The organism is Marinomonas sp. A3A (assembly GCF_018336955.1).
Classification (GTDB): Bacteria; Pseudomonadota; Gammaproteobacteria; order Pseudomonadales; family Marinomonadaceae; genus Marinomonas; species Marinomonas lutimaris.
Map to the genome: position 1 here is coordinate 2,396,990 of NZ_CP025532.1, position 16,511 is coordinate 2,413,500.

Consider the following 16,511-nt stretch of genomic DNA (forward strand, 5'->3'; position numbering starts at 1 on the left):
ATCTTACGCAGGCTCATCTAATAGCGGAAGGCTCCGAAAAATCCCCTCCTTTCCCCCTTAGGGCGTATGCGGTATTAGCATGCGTTTCCACATGTTGTCCCCCTCTACTAGGTAGATTCCTACGCGTTACTCACCCGTCCGCCGCTCGTCAGCAGGAGCAAGCTCCCCTGTTACCGCTCGACTTGCATGTGTTAAGCCTGCCGCCAGCGTTCAATCTGAGCCATGATCAAACTCTTCAGTTAAAAAGTTTGCTTACTCAAAATCTATTACACTAACAATAACTTAATCATTTCATCGTCCATAAGAACAACAAAACAACATAAAGCGAATTGACGTGTTAGACGTTTCGCAAGACTTCAATTTTTTTGATCATCTCGAACCAGTTAAAAACCAATCCGGACAATCTTCTGAAGCCTCCAGCGAGCGCCCACACAAATTATCTGATTATCTATTTTAAAGAGCTTCGCCACACATGCTGTGCGGCTGAGGTCGTGTATAATACAGACTATTTTGATCCATGCAACCGTTTTTAAACAAAAAAAATCACTGCATTGCTAAATACAGTGATTTTTTGTTAATAAACCAAGATCAACTACTTAATTTCTAGTGCTTGCGCTTCGATTCTACTCTTCCACTCAGCAGGTCCTGTGATATGAACAGATGTACCCAATGTATCAACGGCAACTGTCACAGGCATATCAACAACATCAAATTCATAGATAGCCTCCATACCTAACTCAGGAAAGGCAACGACGTCTGCTTTTTTGATTGCTTTAGAAACCAAATAAGCCGCACCACCTACTGCCATCAGGTAAACCGCACCAAATTCTTTGATCGCTTCAATTGCAACAGGACCGCGCTCAGACTTACCAATCATCCCAAGTAGCCCCGTTTTATCCAGAATCGTACGAGTGAATTTATCCATTCGAGTCGCCGTGGTAGGACCTGCAGGACCTACAGCTTCATCTCTTACTGGATCAACAGGCCCAACATAATAAATAAAACGACCTTTTAGATCGACAGGAAGCTCTTCGCCGTTAGCGATCATCTCAACCATTTTCTTATGAGCCGCATCACGACCAGTTAACATTTTACCATTTAGCAAAATAGTCTCACCAGGCTGCCATTCTTTTACTTGCTCAGGCGTAATAGTATTTAAATCAACTCGACGAACACTTTCACCCACCTCCCAAGTAATTTCCGGCCAATCGTCTAATGATGGAGGAACCAAATCTGCTGGACCAGAACCATCAAGTACAAAGTGTGCATGACGAGTTGCCGCACAATTAGGAATCATGGCAACAGGCAATGAAGCGGCATGAGTTGGATAATCCATAATCTTCACATCAAGAACAGTTGTTAATCCACCAAGACCTTGCGCACCGATACCCAGATTATTGACAGCTTCAAAAATAGCCAAGCGAAGCTCTTCAATGCGAGTCTGGGGACCTCGAGCTTTCAACTCATGAATATCAATAGGCTCCATCAAAGACTCTTTCGCCATAACCATAGCTTTCTCAGCAGTACCGCCAATACCTATGCCAAGCATTCCAGGAGGACACCAACCCGCCCCCATTGTAGGAACTGTTTTCTTAACCCATTCAACAATATCGTCGGAAGGGTTAAGCATCGCTAATTTAGATTTGTTTTCAGAACCGCCACCTTTAGCAGCGACGTGAACCTCGACAGTATCACCAGGTACAACCTCCATGTGAATCACAGCAGGCGTATTGTCTTTGGTGTTTTTACGAGCTCCAGCAGGATCTGCAAGTATAGAAGCACGCAATACGTTATCTGGATGAAGGTAGGCACGACGCACACCTTCATTAATCATATCAGTAACACTTCTAGCACTTTCCCATTGAACATTCATACCGATTTTAACAAAAACGGTAACAATCCCCGTGTCCTGACAAATTGGACGCTTACCTTCAGCACACATACGAGAGTTAATAAGAATTTGCGCCATCGAATCTTTCGCGGCCTTACTTTCTTCTCGTTCGTATGCTTCATGCACCGCTTTTACGAAATCCAGAGGGTGGTAATAAGAGATAAACTGCAATGCGTCTGCTACGCTATCAATCAGGTCATCTTCTTTAATAATGCTCATGCTTCTCTCCTGCCGAGTATTACGATTAATTCGAAAACGAAATGGTAAAAGATGCAGCCTTGCAAAGAAAGCATTAAGGTGGGTTTTAAAGAAATATACCCCTCATCAATCAAATGAATGAGGGGTATAAGTAGAAAAAAGTTAGTACCTTTTAGAAGAAACTTAACGGTTAGCTTTTTGCTCCCTATCAGTCTTTGGCTTTTGAACAGAGTGCTGAATATATTCCTCTAAAATTTGAGCAGTAAATTTTTCTCGGTCTGGTAGTGAAGGGATACGCTCAGCCTCCCAGTTGATCAAACGAATAAAAACAGAATATTTTTTAATAAAGCCGTACCCAATATCTCTAACACCAATACCATTAACTTCCATCAGATAAATAACTTGCTCTAAATTCTTCTGAGTTTCGAACTGACCGCCCTCACTTGCCGCTATAAGCAAACGCTGAATATGTTGAATAGGATTTTCAGATGTACGTGATTCTTTTTTCACCAAACTAGAGGTTAAAAATTTGTCTAGCATTTCTTCAGTGTGCGCTTCTCTTGCGTGCACATCTGAAATAAGAGCAGATTCACGCTCCAACAAACGAATAAACAAACTTTTATTTTTGATATCTGAAAATTCTAAATCCTTAAGGGAAAGCCCGTTCTCAGACATGATATCGATCACTTTTTCATAAGATGCGATTGCATCTTTACCAACAGATACCGCAAGTACAAGATGCCTACGCAACTCGTGCATTATTTTAGCAGCCCTGTAATCTTCTTTGCGTTGCAAGTGCTGCTTAAGAGACTCTTTATTTTTCGCTAAGGCATGACTAATAGAATCATACCCCTGAACAGCCTCTTGCTCATCCCTTAGACGAGCCATACGAATCTTGGTACAACTATCTTCCCATGCCTCGTAGGATTTTGCCCTAGCCTGAAATGCTCGCTCAATAGCTTCCTCAAAACTTTGCTCGATTCGAGCCCGCTCAGCCCGCTCCTGCACTTCACCTTGCTCATGCGCATGGCGCTTCTGCTTTTTGAGCTGCAGGTTTTCTTGCGCCAATAAAAGCTGCTTATCTAGAGCTTCTATTTCAGTTTGAATTTTAGCCTCATCAAAATCCGCAAGTTTGTCGTATATTTTTGACCAGTATCCGTCTTCTACAAATGGCACATTCGGATCACTGGTAGCATACTGAGTCTTTAATGTTTCAGTAAACCCATGATTATCTGGGCGAAAAGCTTTGGCGGCATTAATTACATTATCGCTGGAGGTATAATTCGCAGAACCATCCTGCCCACTTTCATTAACAGCAGACCCTACCACCACACCCTCATCCGCATCTTCAAAAACACTTTCCGCTGTCATGCTACCTTCACCAACACTATCGCCATCTAATTCAAAATTTGACTCAGCATCTTCAGCTTGAGCACCAATATCACCAGTAACTCGACCCTTATAGCCCACAGATTCTCCTTCATAATCTGCATTTTTATCATCTGACAAGACCTGATCATCTAGAGTCGCACCAACACCGTGAGAATCGGAAAGCTCCAAATCATCAAGAATAGTACGAGCAGATTCATAAGCTCGACTTGGGTCGTTACCCTTTTCACTGAAACGACGCTGGTAGACAGATCCTTCAGGGGATGATTTTGCGACGGTATCTTTTTGATATCGAGGAGAGGCCCCACCCCAACTAACACGGTAAAGCATAGCGCGATCACACAACTGCAAAATAGGTAGCTCTCGTTGAGCAACCTGATACTGCCTAATTAGCGACTCCGCATGACGCAAAGCCATTACAGACTCACTAGAATTAGTAGAGGTTGCTAAATTCAATAATTTAACAACTTTCTGTATGGCCTTCTTCCTTTTGCTTATGCTCATAAAACACGCTTTCCAAGTTGGCTAAATTTCACTCAGTATAGAATACAAATTTAGGGCTTTTTCTCAATAGTAAAGTTCAGCCCCATCACTAGGTAATGTCAAATCATCACTCAGTAACGAATGAACCTTCTGCAAAATTTCAGCCAATTCTTCTTTTGAATAAGCAATAGCATCCAATTCCCCCCAAACTGGGCCAGGCCAGCATGGATCAGTTGTATATCGAACGATATGATGCATGTGCAATTGAGGCACTAGATTACCAATAGCGGCAACGTTCAGCTTAGTTGCGGAAAAGGCATCATGGAGCGTTTCCGCCAACAGGCAACTTTCTGCCATCAATTGCTGGCGATCTTCTTCTACAAGCTGATATATTTCAGTGATGTCATTTCGCTGTGGCACAAGTATAAACCATGGAAACTGAGCATCATTTATAAGACGCAATTGACATAATGAAAAGTGCCCAACAAGAATAGAATCACGACCTAACACTGGATTTAACTCAAACATCTTTACATCTTCCTATTTACAAAAAAGGCTTTCATAAGCACTATAGCACCCTATTTTTAAAAACTCTCAGAGACTTGGAGCCAGCATGACTGATATGCAATGTGCCGTGGATGCACAAGCAAAATTAGCCGAATGTCCTCGTTGGGACGAACGTACTCAAACGCTCTATTTTGTCGATATAGATTCTTTCATACTATACGCTTACGACACAAAATCAAAAAAACTATCAAGTCGCGAATTCGATGAAGAAATTGGCTGCTTCTCATTAGCTGAAAATGGCGGTTTCATCGCAGCATTTCGCTCTGGTGTCTATACATTCGAGCACATTGATGCTGACTTAAAGCCTTATTGGCTTGCCACTTACGATCAAAAAACAACTCGCTTCAATGATGGTCGTTGTGATGCTAAAGGTCGCTTTCTAGCTGGCACTATGTACTCACCAAAAGATGCCTTTAATGGTGCATTACATCAATTCAGTGGCGGCCAAGAAAGCCTTATTGACCAAGCAGCCTGGACATCTAATGGTTTAGCATTTTCTCCTGACAACACCATTATGTATTATTCAGACACACCGAATCATGTGGTTTATCAATTCGATTATGACTTAGAAAGCGGTGCTGCAACCAATAAACGCGTTTTTATTCAATTTCCACATGGCAATGGCCGGCCAGATGGTGCTGCAGTTGATAGTGAGGGAAATTACTGGTCTGCTCTTTATCAAGGACAGCGCGTTGTAAAAATTAACCCCCAGGGTGAAATTTTAGAAGAATATCCAGTTCCTGCAACCTACCCAACAATGGTTGCCTTTGGCGGACCAGAAATGAGAACACTGTTTGTGAGCACATGTCGTGGTGCACAAACAGAAGAAGAATTAAAACAGTTTCCCCAAGCAGGTGGAATCTTTGCTATTGAAACAAATGTAAAAGGCCAGATTGAGCCGCGCTTCGCAGGCTGAAGCCTTAGCTTACAATTTGATTTTTTTGCTATTTAACTTTAATCACTCAACTTTAAAGTACTGATATTATTATGCGCGCAAGCAACTATTTATTCTCTACCCTACGTGATGCACCAACTGACGCCGTCGTCACCAGCCATCAGCTAATGGTTCGTGCCGGTATGATTCGCCAAATCTCAAAAGGCTTATACACCTGGCTACCAACAGGCCTTAAAGTTTTCCGCAAAGTCGAAAGCATTGTCCGTGACGAAATGGAAAAAGCAGGCTCCCTTGAAGTCATGATGCCAGGCGTTCAACCTGCAGAATTATGGCAAGAAACAGGACGTTGGCAGAAATACGGCCCTGAACTGCTTCGCCTCCAAGACCGTCACGGTCGCGAGTATTGCCTTGGCCCAACCCATGAAGAAGTCATCACAGAACTTGCGCGTAACGAATTGACTAGCTACAAACAACTACCAATGAATTTCTTTCAAATTCAAACCAAATTCCGTGACGAAGTTCGCCCTCGCTTTGGTGTAATGCGTTCACGCGAGTTCTGCATGAAAGACGCCTACTCATTTCACGTTGGCGCTGAATCACTACAAGAAACCTATGATGTCATGCATAAAGCTTACTGCAATGTATTTGATCGCATCGGCCTAGATTACCGCCCAGTTCGCGCAGATACAGGCAGCATCGGCGGCGCATACTCACACGAATTCCATGTCCTAGCCGATTCTGGTGAAGATGATATTGCATTTAGTAATTCATCCGACTTTGCTGCAAACATCGAGCTTGCAGAAGCCATTTGCCTAAAAGAGCAAGCCGACGCACCAACGCAAGATATAGCAGAGGTATTCACTCCCGACTGCAAAACCATTGCGAAAGTTGCTGAATTTTTAAAATTAGATGTCACCAGCACAGTAAAGACTATGCTAGTAAAAGCAGTTGATAAGGATGAGCAACCAACTATCGTTGCACTTGTTCTACGCGGTGATCACAACATCAACGAAATCAAAGTGGAAAAACTATCTGGTATTGTGTCTCCATTTGAGTTCGCTGAAGAAGCTGACATCATTGCGAAAACTGGCTGCACACCAGGCTCCATCGGACCAAAAGGCTTAGCAGAAAAAGGAATTCGAGTTATAGTAGATCGCTCAGCAGCGGTGATGTCTGACTTCTGTGCCGGTGCAAACAAAGACGACTATCACTTCACTGGCCTAAACTGGGAGCGTGATTGCGCAGCATTTGAAATTGCCGATATCCGTAACGTCGTAGAAGGCGATCCTTCTCCAGATGGAAAAGGCACTATCATTATCAAGCGCGGCATCGAAGTGGGTCATATATTCCAACTGGGCCAACAATATGCGGAAGCTCTTAAAGCCACCGTTTTAGATGAAAACGGTAAGGCACAAGTCATGCACATGGGCTGTTACGGCATTGGCGTTTCTCGAATTGTTGCAGCCGCTATCGAACAAAACTTCGATGAAAAAGGCATTTTGTGGCCAGAAAGTATCGCACCATTCGACATTGCTATTGTTGCCATGAACTATGATAAGTCAGAAGCGGTTCGTACCGAATGTGATCGCCTATACGACGAACTCAAAGCCAAAGGTTTAGACGTTTTGTTAGATGATCGCAAAGAACGCCCAGGCGTTAAATTCGCTGATTGCGAGTTGCTAGGTATTCCGCATCGCTTGGTTGTAGGCGATAAAGGCCTAGAAAAAGGCACACTAGAATATAAATATCGCAAAGCAGGTGAAAACGAAGACATCGCTATCGCTGATGCAGTCGAGTTTATTCTAAGCAAAAAATAACACCGTCAAGCCTAACGGAAGCTACCACTTCCGTTAGGCTTTTTCATGCGAACAACGACTAGGAAAGTAGACATGACAACTATTTACCACAACCCTCGCTGCTCAAAATCTCGCCAAACCTTACAACTTTTAGAAGATAATAATATCCAACCTGAGATTCGCCTGTATTTGCAAGACACCCCAAGCATCGAGGAAATCCAAACACTGCTTACACAACTAAATATAACGCCGCTAGAACTCATGCGCACCAAAGAAGCCATCTATAAAGAACTTGACTTAGGCAAAGATTCTACCGACGAAGAGCGTCTACAAGCCATGCAAGCAAATCCAAGCTTAATAGAACGTCCCATTGTCATCCACAACGACAAAGCAAAAATTGGCCGTCCACCGGAAGATGTCTTAGCTTTATTTGAATAAATGAGAATAACCAAATAGGAGCTACCGAATGACACAGTCACCTTACGTATTGGTTTTGTTTTACAGCCGCCACGGCTCAGTCTCAGAAATGGCAAAACACATTGCCCGAGGCATCAACAAAACCAATGGGATAGAAGCAAAGATACGCCAAGTCCCAGAAGTGTCAGACATAACAAACGTCGCCTCACCAGCTTTACCTGATGATGGAGCACCTTACTGCACGCTGGAAGAACTAGCTGACTGCTCAGGACTTGCTATTGGCTCACCTTCCTATTTTGGCAGCATGGCTGCACCATTGAAGCACTTCATCGATCAAACATCGACACTTTGGCTAACAGGGCAATTGATAGACAAACCGGCTTGCGGTTTCACCAGCGCAAGCACCATGCACGGCGGCCAAGAACAATGCATTCATAGCATGATGACACCATTAATCCATCACGGCATGGTTTGGCTTGGGTTGCCTTATAAAAACAAAGAGCTAATTAGCACACAGGCAGGCGGAACGCCTTATGGTGCAAGCCACCTAGCAAACAGCACACATGAAACCGCTTTGACAAATGATGAAAAAACACTCTGCGAAGCACAAGGCAAGCGAATTGCAGAGATGGCAATCAAGCTAAAAAAGTAAGCTACTTACTGTTTTTAATCAATCCCAATAAAAAAGCCGCAGCATGAAATACACTGCGGCTTTATTTATAACCTAACAGTTACAGTCAGTGCCTTGGGAGCTCTACATCTTTAAACAACAACTCAACATCTTGCCGATTCCCAGCCTCCATCGCAGCCATTACGACATCTTTTGTCAGATGAGGCGCAAAAGATTCAATAAATTTATACATATAGCCACGAATGAATGTATTACTACGAATGCCTATTTTTGTGCAACTGTCTGCAAAAAGATGCGAAGCATCTAAAGCAACCAAATCCGCATCTTGCATTTCATCATGGGCCATTGAAGCCACAATCCCAACACCAAGCCCTAAGCGCACATAAGTTTTAATCACATCAGAGTCCGCAGCAGTAAATACAACATTTGGTTGTAATTCAGCCTCTTGAAAAGCCTGATCCAATTGAGATCGACCCGTAAAACCAAACACATACGTGACAATAGGATACTCAGCCAACGCTTGCAAAGTCAGTTTATTCACTTTGGCCAACGGATGATCTTTTGGCACAACCACAGAACGGTTCCAAGTATAACAAGGCAGCATGACTAAATTACCAAACAACTCCAGCGCTTCTGTTGCAATCGCAAAATCAACAAGCCCGTCGTTTGCCATTTCTGCAATTTGCATCGGCGTACCTTGATGCATATGCAAACTAACGTCAGGATAACCCTCAATGAATTGATTAATCACTTTAGGCAAAGCATATCGAGCCTGCGTATGAGTCGTTGCGATATCAAGCGACCCTTTACGCTCATCACTAAACTCTTTCGCTACACGTTTAATATTTTGCGTCTGACTAAGAACTTCACCAGCTAACGCAATAATTTTCTCACCAGCAGGTGTTACATGCGTCAAATGCTTTCCACTTCGCGCAAACACCTCCACACCAAGCTCATCTTCCAAAAGACGAATCTGCTTACTAACGCCAGGCTGTGACGTGTATAAACTTTGCGCCGTGGCCGAGACATTTAAATCATGACGAGCCACTTCCCATATATACCTAAGCTGTTGTAACTTCATCGTCTGCCTTATTCGAAAAAGAGTTAAAAACATAATAAAATATTACTTTATAGAATAGTAAAAAACCTCTAGTGTTGCCAGCTTAAATAACTTCAATATGGCTTTCTAATGGATTTTCTTTGGTACATTTCCGCGGGTGCGGCGGTTGGTTTGGCTGTTGGCATCACAGGTGTTGGTGGCGGCTCACTTATGACACCTCTCTTATTAATGTTTGGCTTTCCTCCTCACATCGCTATTGGCACAGATCTTATGTACGCTGGCATTGCAAAAAGCACTGGCGTTGTTATGCATGCTAAACGCGGCAACGTTAACTGGAAGATAGTTTTCGCCATGGCAGCAGGCAGTATTCCTGCATCACTTATAACCGTATGGGCTCTATCACAGTTTGAAAAACCCGACCACTACCAAGAAATTTTAACTAGTACATTGGGCATGATGCTTGTCATCACCGCTGTGGCAATACTATTTAGAGCCAAGTTGACCAGAGCGTTAAGTTTCAACATATCAGAAGACCAAAGCACTAAAATCGTTTTTATCTGTGGGTTTATCCTAGGCGTGCTCGTCACCCTTACTTCCGTAGGTGCTGGCGCCTTAGGAACCGCTATCATGATGATATTATTCCCCATCATGAGAGCTAAAAATATTGTTGGTACCGATCTCGCTCATGCTGTCCCACTCACACTAGTTGCAGGCACGGGGCATATTTTCTTAGGCAATGTCGACTACACGTTATTAGCCGCGCTTTTAATAGGCTCCATCCCGACAATATATATTGGCACACGCATAGCAAGCCATGTACCTAACCATGTTTTGCAACCTGTACTAGCAACAGCCCTACTCTCTTTTGGCGTGAAGTATCTTTTCTTCTAAAAAATAAAAAATAGATGCCCTAGCGGTTCATTCAAAGAGAAAAACACGATATTGTTAGCGGCTATAATTAAAAGCAAAAAAGCAGGAAACCCCGCAATGAGTAACAAACGTCTTGAAGACTTAAATATTGCCTCATTTACCCCCCTGGTAACACCGAGTCAATTAAAGAAAGAGCTGCCAGTAAGCGAAAGCGTTAGCAGCCACGTAGCGGAATCCCGCGACATAATCAAAAATATTATGGACGGTAAAGACCACCGCCTAGCTATCGTAATTGGGCCATGCTCTATTCATGACCCAAAAGCAGCATTAGATTATGCAAACCGCTTAAAAGCACTTGCCGAAAAATTAGATGATACTCTGTATATCATCATGCGTGCTTATTTTGAAAAGCCACGCACAACCGTTGGTTGGAAAGGCTTGATCAATGACCCTAATCTAGATGGTACATTTGATATAAACAAAGGTATTCGCATTGGTCGTAAGCTACTTATTGACTTAGCAGAACTCGGCCTTCCTCTTGCTACTGAAGCGCTAGATCCTATTTCACCGCAGTATATTCAGGATCTTATTAGCTGGTCTGCTATCGGAGCAAGAACCACTGAGTCACAAACTCACCGAGAAATGGCATCAGGTCTATCTGGCCCTGTAGGGTTCAAAAACGGTACAGATGGCGGCTTGACTGTTGCAATCAATGCAATGCAATCCGTTTCACACCCACACTCCTTCTTAGGCATCAATGAAGAAGGTCAAGTTACCGTTGTGAACACAAAAGGCAATGATTACGGCCACATTGTTCTTCGCGGCGGTGGCGGCAAGCCTAACTACGAAACAAAATTTGTTGCTGAAGCAGAACAAGAATTAGCAAAAGCTAATCTAAAAGTGAACATCATGATAGATACTTCCCATGAGAACTCCAGCAAAAAACCTGAACGCCAAATAACAGTTGCAGAAGACTCCACCCAACAGATCCTTGATGGCAACCAATCTATCATGGGGCTTATGATCGAAAGCAACATTGGCTGGGGCAACCAGAAAGTACCTGCTAATTTAAGCGACCTAGAATACGGCGTTTCCATTACCGATGCCTGCATTGACTGGGAAACAACAGAAAAAGCGCTTACAGAAATGGCTGACACACTACGTGACGTACTGCCAAAACGTAAACGTGGATAAGCTTTACTAACCAGAAAGCCGTTCAACAAAAAAGGGGAATCGCAATTAAGCGACGCCCCTTTTTTATTAAATGTTTTTTGTAAGATACACTTACATAAAAGCATTATCTGTAACAGTATGATCTGTAGAGTCTTTAACAGCAGTAAGACCTGGCACTTTTTCCATCAAAGTTTTTTCAACACCTTCTTTAAGAGTCAGATCAACCGCACTGCAACCCTGACAACCGCCACCGAATTTCAACACAGCAACTTGACCATCGATCACTTCAAGCAAACTTACTTCACCACCATGAGCTGCCAAACCTGGATTGATATCAGAATAAAGTACATAATTAATCTGATCTTCAATTGGGCTGTCGGCCGTTACTTTCGGCATTTTGGCATTTGGCGCCTTAATTGTTAACTGGCCGCCCATTTTCTCGGTAGCGTAATCAACAAAAGCTTCATCCAAAAAGTTAACAGAATTCTTTTCAATGTACACTTTGAGCTTTGGCAGATTTAAAATTTCATCCGTCTCATTTACTTCGTCTGGACGACAATAAGCCAAGCAGGTTTCAGCATAAGGCGTGCCCGGTTGCTGGATAAAAATTCGTACAGCAATACCTTCAACTCCTTGTTTTTCTAGCAAAGAAGAAAGATATTCTTGGGCACCATCGGTAATTGTAATATTCATAATAACCCTTTCAAAATCTATATAACGATCAATAAGAGTTATATTACAGGAGATGAAGAACAAAGCCAAAGACCAAGTAAAAAAGTAGGGTATTTTTCCTCTTTCTGTTTATACCCTTTTTCGATAAACAGATTCCAAATAAGCCTTATTAGCAAAACCCCTAAAGATATAGATAAATATTCATTTTTAGAATAAAGGATATTTGCTAACATGGCTTAACTAACATTTATTAACCACGGTTCATTTCACTATGTATCAATACGACGCCATTGACCAACAGCTTGTTGAAGAGCGTGTAGCACAATTTCGCGACCAGACACGCCGCTATTTAAACCAAGAATTGAGCGAGCAAGAATTCCTACCATTGCGCCTTCAAAACGGCCTTTACGTACAACGTTACGCACCAATGCTGCGTATTGCGATTCCGTATGGAATGCTTTCTAGCGCGCAATTACGCAAATTGGCCGACATAAGCTGCCGCTATGACAGATCATACGGGCATTTTAGTACTCGCCAGAATTTACAGCTGAATTGGCCAAAAATAGAAGATGTTCCAGACATCTTGGCTGAGCTTGCTGAAGTGCAAATGCATGCCGTACAAACAAGTGGCAACTGTATTCGTAATACAACGACAGACCAATACGCTGGCGTCATCTCAGATGAAATCGTTGATCCCCGTCCTTACTGTGAATTGATTCGTCAGTGGTCTACCTTCCATCCTGAATTTGCCTTCCTTCCGCGTAAATTCAAGATTGCCGTAAACGCTACCGAGTCTGCTGACCGCGCAGCAACTCAAGTGCACGATATTGGCTTACACATTAAGAAAAACGAAGCAGGCGAAATCGGCTTTAAAGTTATTGTTGGCGGTGGCCTAGGTCGAACTCCAATGGTTGGCGTTACCATCAGTGAGTTTATTCCTCGCGTGGATCTACTAACCTACCTAGATGCTATTATTCGCGTTTATAACCAACAAGGCCGTCGCGATAACAAGTATAAGGCTCGTATTAAAATACTAGTCAAAGCACTGGGTATCGAAGAATTCCGCAGTCGCGTTGAAGCCGAATGGCAGCACCTAAAGGGCAAAGAAAGCACAGTTCCAATGAGCGAGTTCGAGCGCCTACAAGGTTTCTTTAGCGAACCAAACTATGACACGCTAGAAAACCAGCCAGCTAGCCTAACAAGCAAACTAGCAGACAGTGCTGGCTTTGCACGCTGGTTTGAACGCAATACATTTGAACACAAAAAATCAGGTTACCGTATAGTAACGCTAACACTTAAAAAAGCAGGACAAGCACCTGGTGACGCCACAGCTGAGCAAATGCATAAAGCCGCGGACCTTGCCGACAAGTTCAGTTTCGGTGAATTACGCGTCAGCCACGAGCAAAACTTAGTGCTTGCCGATGTTCGTCAAGAACAGCTAGTCGACCTTTGGGAGGCAGCAAAAGAAGCGGGCTTTGCCACACCAACTCTAGGCCTATTAACCGACATGATTTGCTGCCCTGGCGGTGATTTTTGTGCGTTAGCTAACGCAAAATCCATTCCGATTGCTGCGCAAATCCAAGAAACCTTTAATGATCTTGACTACCTCTATGACCTTGGGAATATCGATTTGAATATTTCAGGCTGTATGAATGCATGTGGTCACCATCACGTTGGTAATATTGGCATTCTAGGTGTAGACAAGAAAGGTGAAGAGTTTTACCAAATCTCTATCGGTGGCGCTTCAGGTCACGATGCAAGCATTGGTAAAATCCTTGGCCCATCATTCGCTCAAGAAGAAATCAGCGGCGTTATTCAAAAACTAATGAATGTATACGTTGCAAATCGTTCTGAAGAAGAACGTTTTATCGACACTTATCGCCGCGTTGGCATCACACCATTTAAAGAGGCTGCTTATGCCAAAGCTAATTAAAAACGGCGAGATTATCGACAACACTTACAACTGGCTACAAGATGCTGAGCAAGCAGTAACACCAGACAGCATTGTAGCAGCACAGAAATGGCTTTCTGAAAAAGATAGCATTGGCAAAGTGGCTGGAATCTGGTTAGAAGCAGGCGACGGAGTTGAATTTCTACACGATATCGACTTAAGTCAGTTTGAAGTGATTGGCGTAAACTTCCCAGCCTTTACTGATGGCCGCGGGTTTAGTTACGCTCGCCTACTAAGAGAAAGACTGAACTACCAAGGCGAAATCAGAGCGCTTGGCAACTTCATTCCGGATCAATTAGGCTACCTTTTACGAGTTGGATTTAACAGTTTCCAGTTCAACGAAGAAGTAGATTTAGAAAAGGCACTTGCGTTGCATAAGCCCTTTTCAATCGCCTATCAAGGTGACGTATCAGACCCTAGACCGCTATTCCTGCGTCGCTAAACAAAACATTTTCAATAAACTAACAAGAAAAGGCCATTACGATGGCCTTTTCTATTGCGTATTGGGCGCCTCATCATTATCGTACTAAACAGATAAAGTGATTGATTGTTAAAGGAACTTGACGTGTCTAAAATACGTATTACCAGCCTAATTGTTGGCGCACTACTCTCTGCCACTGCGCACTCTGCGACAGTATACATTTCCGACATCCAATTTGTTGCTATCCGAGAAGGACTAGACAACAACACAAGAGCAGTAGAAAGAGGCTTAAAAAGCGGGACGCCATTAACCGTTCTGGAACAAAATGATGGCTACACCAAAGTTCGAACTCCGAGCGGGAACGAAGGCTGGGTTGCCGATTATTTCCTTAGCGAAGATATGGTAACAAGGGATCAACTAGATACCTTACAGACCAGACTTGAAAGAAGCACAAATAGCAAAACAGAAGTTACTGAAACACTTAAAGCTAGCCAACAAAAGATTCAAGAGCTAAATAACACCAACGCCAGCCTAAAAGACGAAAATGACTCACTAAAGCAGCAACTACAAGATACCGCCGAACTAACTCAAAAAGCGCAGGCGATTGTTACCCAAAATGAAGATGTGAGCTATCAGATAGAAACACTCAAGCAGCAAGCAAGCACAGCGATAGCGCAAGCTGAAAAACTACAAGACACGACCGAGCAAAAATGGTTTATGATTGGTGGAGCAACTCTTTTAGGTGGCTTACTACTTGGCATACTATTACCTATGCTACGACGCAAGAAAAGCAGCACAGGCTCCTGGTCTTAAGTAGAAGCCTTTCGCTTCATAGAAGCTCTTAGCTCTATAAAGGACAATCAATGGAAGCATCGATAGTACACTCCTTCTTTTTAATATTTGCAGGAGCGGCTGTTGTTGCTTCCATCGCCTTATACACAAGGCAACCTATGATAATCGCCTACATTGCCCTTGGCGTATTATTTGGCCCTTCTGCATTATCTCTTATTAACGAACCCAGACTCATGGATGAGATGAGCCACATCGGCATCATCTTTTTGCTTTTCTTACTTGGCCTAGACATGCAGCCAAGCCACCTAATAAACATGCTTAAAAAAGCCTCATGGATCGCCCTCCTCAGCTCAGCCATTTTTGCAGCTCTAGGATATGGAGTTGCAATACTTTGCGGTTATAGCAGCGTCGAAAGCCTAATAATCGGCATTGCCATGATGTTTTCCAGCACAATTGTCTGCATTAAATTACTTCCGACTACTGTGTTACACCACAAACACACAGGCGAGCTAGTGGTTGGCTTATTGTTATTACAAGACATGATTGCAATCGGTGTATTGCTGGTTTTGTATAGTATTTCCGGCACAGAAGACAACGGCGCAATGCAATACCTTAAACCTCTGATAGGTTTGCCGTTATTGGTGGCTGGCGCCTTTATATTCGTAAAATACATTCTGCTAAAACTAATCACTCGATTTGATCGTTTTCATGAATATATTTTCTTAATCTCTATAGGATGGTGCTTATCCATGGCAGTACTTGCAGAGACAGCAGGCTTGTCAGCGGAAATGGGCGCTTTCATAGCAGGCGTGGCACTAGCAACCAGCCCGATATCCCAATACATAGCCACTCACCTCAAGCCATTGCGAGATTTTTTCTTAATTCTGTTTTTCTTTACCATAGGTGCAAGCTTTAATCTTGATCTACTTAGTCTAGTCATTGTCCCTGCCTTAATTCTGGCAATTAGCTCAATGCTTATTAAGCCCGTGGTTTTTCGCCATCTATTGAAAGGCATAAAAGAAGATGCCAGTACATCTTGGGAAGTCGGCTTTCGTCTTGGTCAAGTAAGTGAATTTTCACTACTAATAGCCTATTTGGCAGCCAATATAGGTCTAATAGGCACAGAAGCCTCTCATGTCATACAAGCCACTGCCATTCTTAGCTTTGCTTTATCAACCTATATCGTCATTTTGAACTTCCCCAACCCAATTGCAATTTCTGATAAATTACGTCGAGATTAGCGATTTAGGGGCAAATTCAAAAGCTACAGAGAGACCTTAGACTACATTTATAAAATGCTTTCCT

Annotated in this window: 15 protein-coding genes and 1 other annotated feature; of the genes, 10 read left to right on the plus strand and 5 right to left on the minus strand. The window is 43.0% G+C overall.

Going from position 1 to position 16,511, the window contains the following annotated elements:
• Window positions 1-5: 5 nt before the first annotated feature.
• Window positions 6-125, minus strand: a sequence feature (16S ribosomal RNA rRNA prediction is too short).
• 467 nt (window positions 126-592) lie between these two features.
• The 3 genes from CYL31_RS11180 to CYL31_RS11190 all read right to left on the minus strand — a co-directional run bounded on the left by CYL31_RS11180 (window position 593) and on the right by CYL31_RS11190 (window position 4,489).
• Window positions 593-2,110, minus strand: coding sequence for a fumarate hydratase (locus tag CYL31_RS11180; protein WP_212915330.1), 1,518 nt, complete (start codon window positions 2,108-2,110; stop codon window positions 593-595).
• A gap of 162 nt (window positions 2,111-2,272) precedes the next feature.
• Complete coding sequence (locus CYL31_RS11185; RefSeq protein ID WP_212915331.1) at window positions 2,273-3,982, minus strand: DUF2786 domain-containing protein; 1,710 nt, start codon at window positions 3,980-3,982, stop codon at window positions 2,273-2,275.
• Window positions 3,983-4,045: 63 nt separating this feature from the next.
• Window positions 4,046-4,489: an HIT domain-containing protein gene (locus tag CYL31_RS11190; protein ID WP_212915332.1), complete on the minus strand. Its 444-nt coding sequence runs from the start codon at window positions 4,487-4,489 to the stop codon at window positions 4,046-4,048.
• Between the two features lie 85 nt (window positions 4,490-4,574).
• On the opposite strand from CYL31_RS11190, the gene CYL31_RS11195 reads away from it, so the two are divergent.
• The 4 genes from CYL31_RS11195 (at window position 4,575) to wrbA (ending at window position 8,288) form a co-directional block, all read left to right on the plus strand.
• Complete coding sequence (locus tag CYL31_RS11195; protein ID WP_212915333.1) at window positions 4,575-5,444, plus strand: SMP-30/gluconolactonase/LRE family protein; 870 nt, start codon at window positions 4,575-4,577, stop codon at window positions 5,442-5,444.
• Window positions 5,445-5,515: 71 nt separating this feature from the next.
• Window positions 5,516-7,240, plus strand: a complete 1,725-nt coding sequence (locus tag CYL31_RS11200; RefSeq protein WP_212915334.1) for a proline--tRNA ligase — start codon at window positions 5,516-5,518, stop codon at window positions 7,238-7,240.
• A gap of 72 nt (window positions 7,241-7,312) precedes the next feature.
• On the plus strand, window positions 7,313-7,657 hold the full coding sequence (gene arsC, locus CYL31_RS11205; protein WP_212915335.1) for an arsenate reductase (glutaredoxin): 345 nt from the start codon (window positions 7,313-7,315) through the stop codon (window positions 7,655-7,657).
• Between the two features lie 28 nt (window positions 7,658-7,685).
• A complete protein-coding gene (gene wrbA / locus CYL31_RS11210) occupies window positions 7,686-8,288 on the plus strand; it encodes an NAD(P)H:quinone oxidoreductase (protein ID WP_212915336.1) in 603 nt (200 codons plus the stop codon).
• 85 nt (window positions 8,289-8,373) lie between these two features.
• On the opposite strand, the gene cysB is transcribed toward wrbA, so the two are convergent.
• On the minus strand, window positions 8,374-9,348 hold the full coding sequence (gene cysB, locus CYL31_RS11215; RefSeq protein ID WP_048814008.1) for an HTH-type transcriptional regulator CysB: 975 nt from the start codon (window positions 9,346-9,348) through the stop codon (window positions 8,374-8,376).
• 108 nt (window positions 9,349-9,456) lie between these two features.
• Here cysB and CYL31_RS11220 point away from each other — a divergent pair, with 108 nt between their 5' ends.
• Both CYL31_RS11220 and CYL31_RS11225 read left to right on the plus strand, forming a co-directional pair.
• Window positions 9,457-10,218 carry a sulfite exporter TauE/SafE family protein gene (locus CYL31_RS11220; RefSeq protein ID WP_212915337.1) on the plus strand — a complete coding sequence of 254 codons (762 nt, stop codon included), beginning with the start codon at window positions 9,457-9,459 and terminating at the stop codon, window positions 10,216-10,218.
• Window positions 10,219-10,314: 96 nt separating this feature from the next.
• Window positions 10,315-11,391, plus strand: coding sequence for a 3-deoxy-7-phosphoheptulonate synthase (locus CYL31_RS11225; protein WP_212915338.1), 1,077 nt, complete (start codon window positions 10,315-10,317; stop codon window positions 11,389-11,391).
• Window positions 11,392-11,481: 90 nt separating this feature from the next.
• On the opposite strand, the gene nfuA is transcribed toward CYL31_RS11225, so the two are convergent.
• On the minus strand, window positions 11,482-12,063 hold the full coding sequence (gene nfuA, locus CYL31_RS11230) for a Fe-S biogenesis protein NfuA (protein WP_072841949.1): 582 nt from the start codon (window positions 12,061-12,063) through the stop codon (window positions 11,482-11,484).
• Window positions 12,064-12,313: 250 nt separating this feature from the next.
• Here nfuA and CYL31_RS11235 point away from each other — a divergent pair, with 250 nt between their 5' ends.
• The 4 genes from CYL31_RS11235 to CYL31_RS11250 all read left to right on the plus strand — a co-directional run bounded on the left by CYL31_RS11235 (window position 12,314) and on the right by CYL31_RS11250 (window position 16,447).
• Window positions 12,314-13,975, plus strand: coding sequence for a nitrite/sulfite reductase (locus CYL31_RS11235; RefSeq protein ID WP_212915339.1), 1,662 nt, complete (start codon window positions 12,314-12,316; stop codon window positions 13,973-13,975).
• Entirely contained in the window at window positions 13,959-14,435 is a 477-nt protein-coding gene (locus tag CYL31_RS11240; protein WP_212915340.1) for a DUF934 domain-containing protein, read from the plus strand. The genes CYL31_RS11235 and CYL31_RS11240 overlap by 17 nt, the downstream gene beginning before the upstream one ends.
• A gap of 123 nt (window positions 14,436-14,558) precedes the next feature.
• A complete protein-coding gene (locus tag CYL31_RS11245; protein ID WP_212915341.1) occupies window positions 14,559-15,227 on the plus strand; it encodes a TIGR04211 family SH3 domain-containing protein in 669 nt (222 codons plus the stop codon).
• A 50-nt stretch (window positions 15,228-15,277) separates the two neighbouring features.
• Window positions 15,278-16,447, plus strand: a complete 1,170-nt coding sequence (locus tag CYL31_RS11250; protein WP_212915342.1) for a cation:proton antiporter domain-containing protein — start codon at window positions 15,278-15,280, stop codon at window positions 16,445-16,447.
• Window positions 16,448-16,511 lie beyond the last annotated feature (64 nt).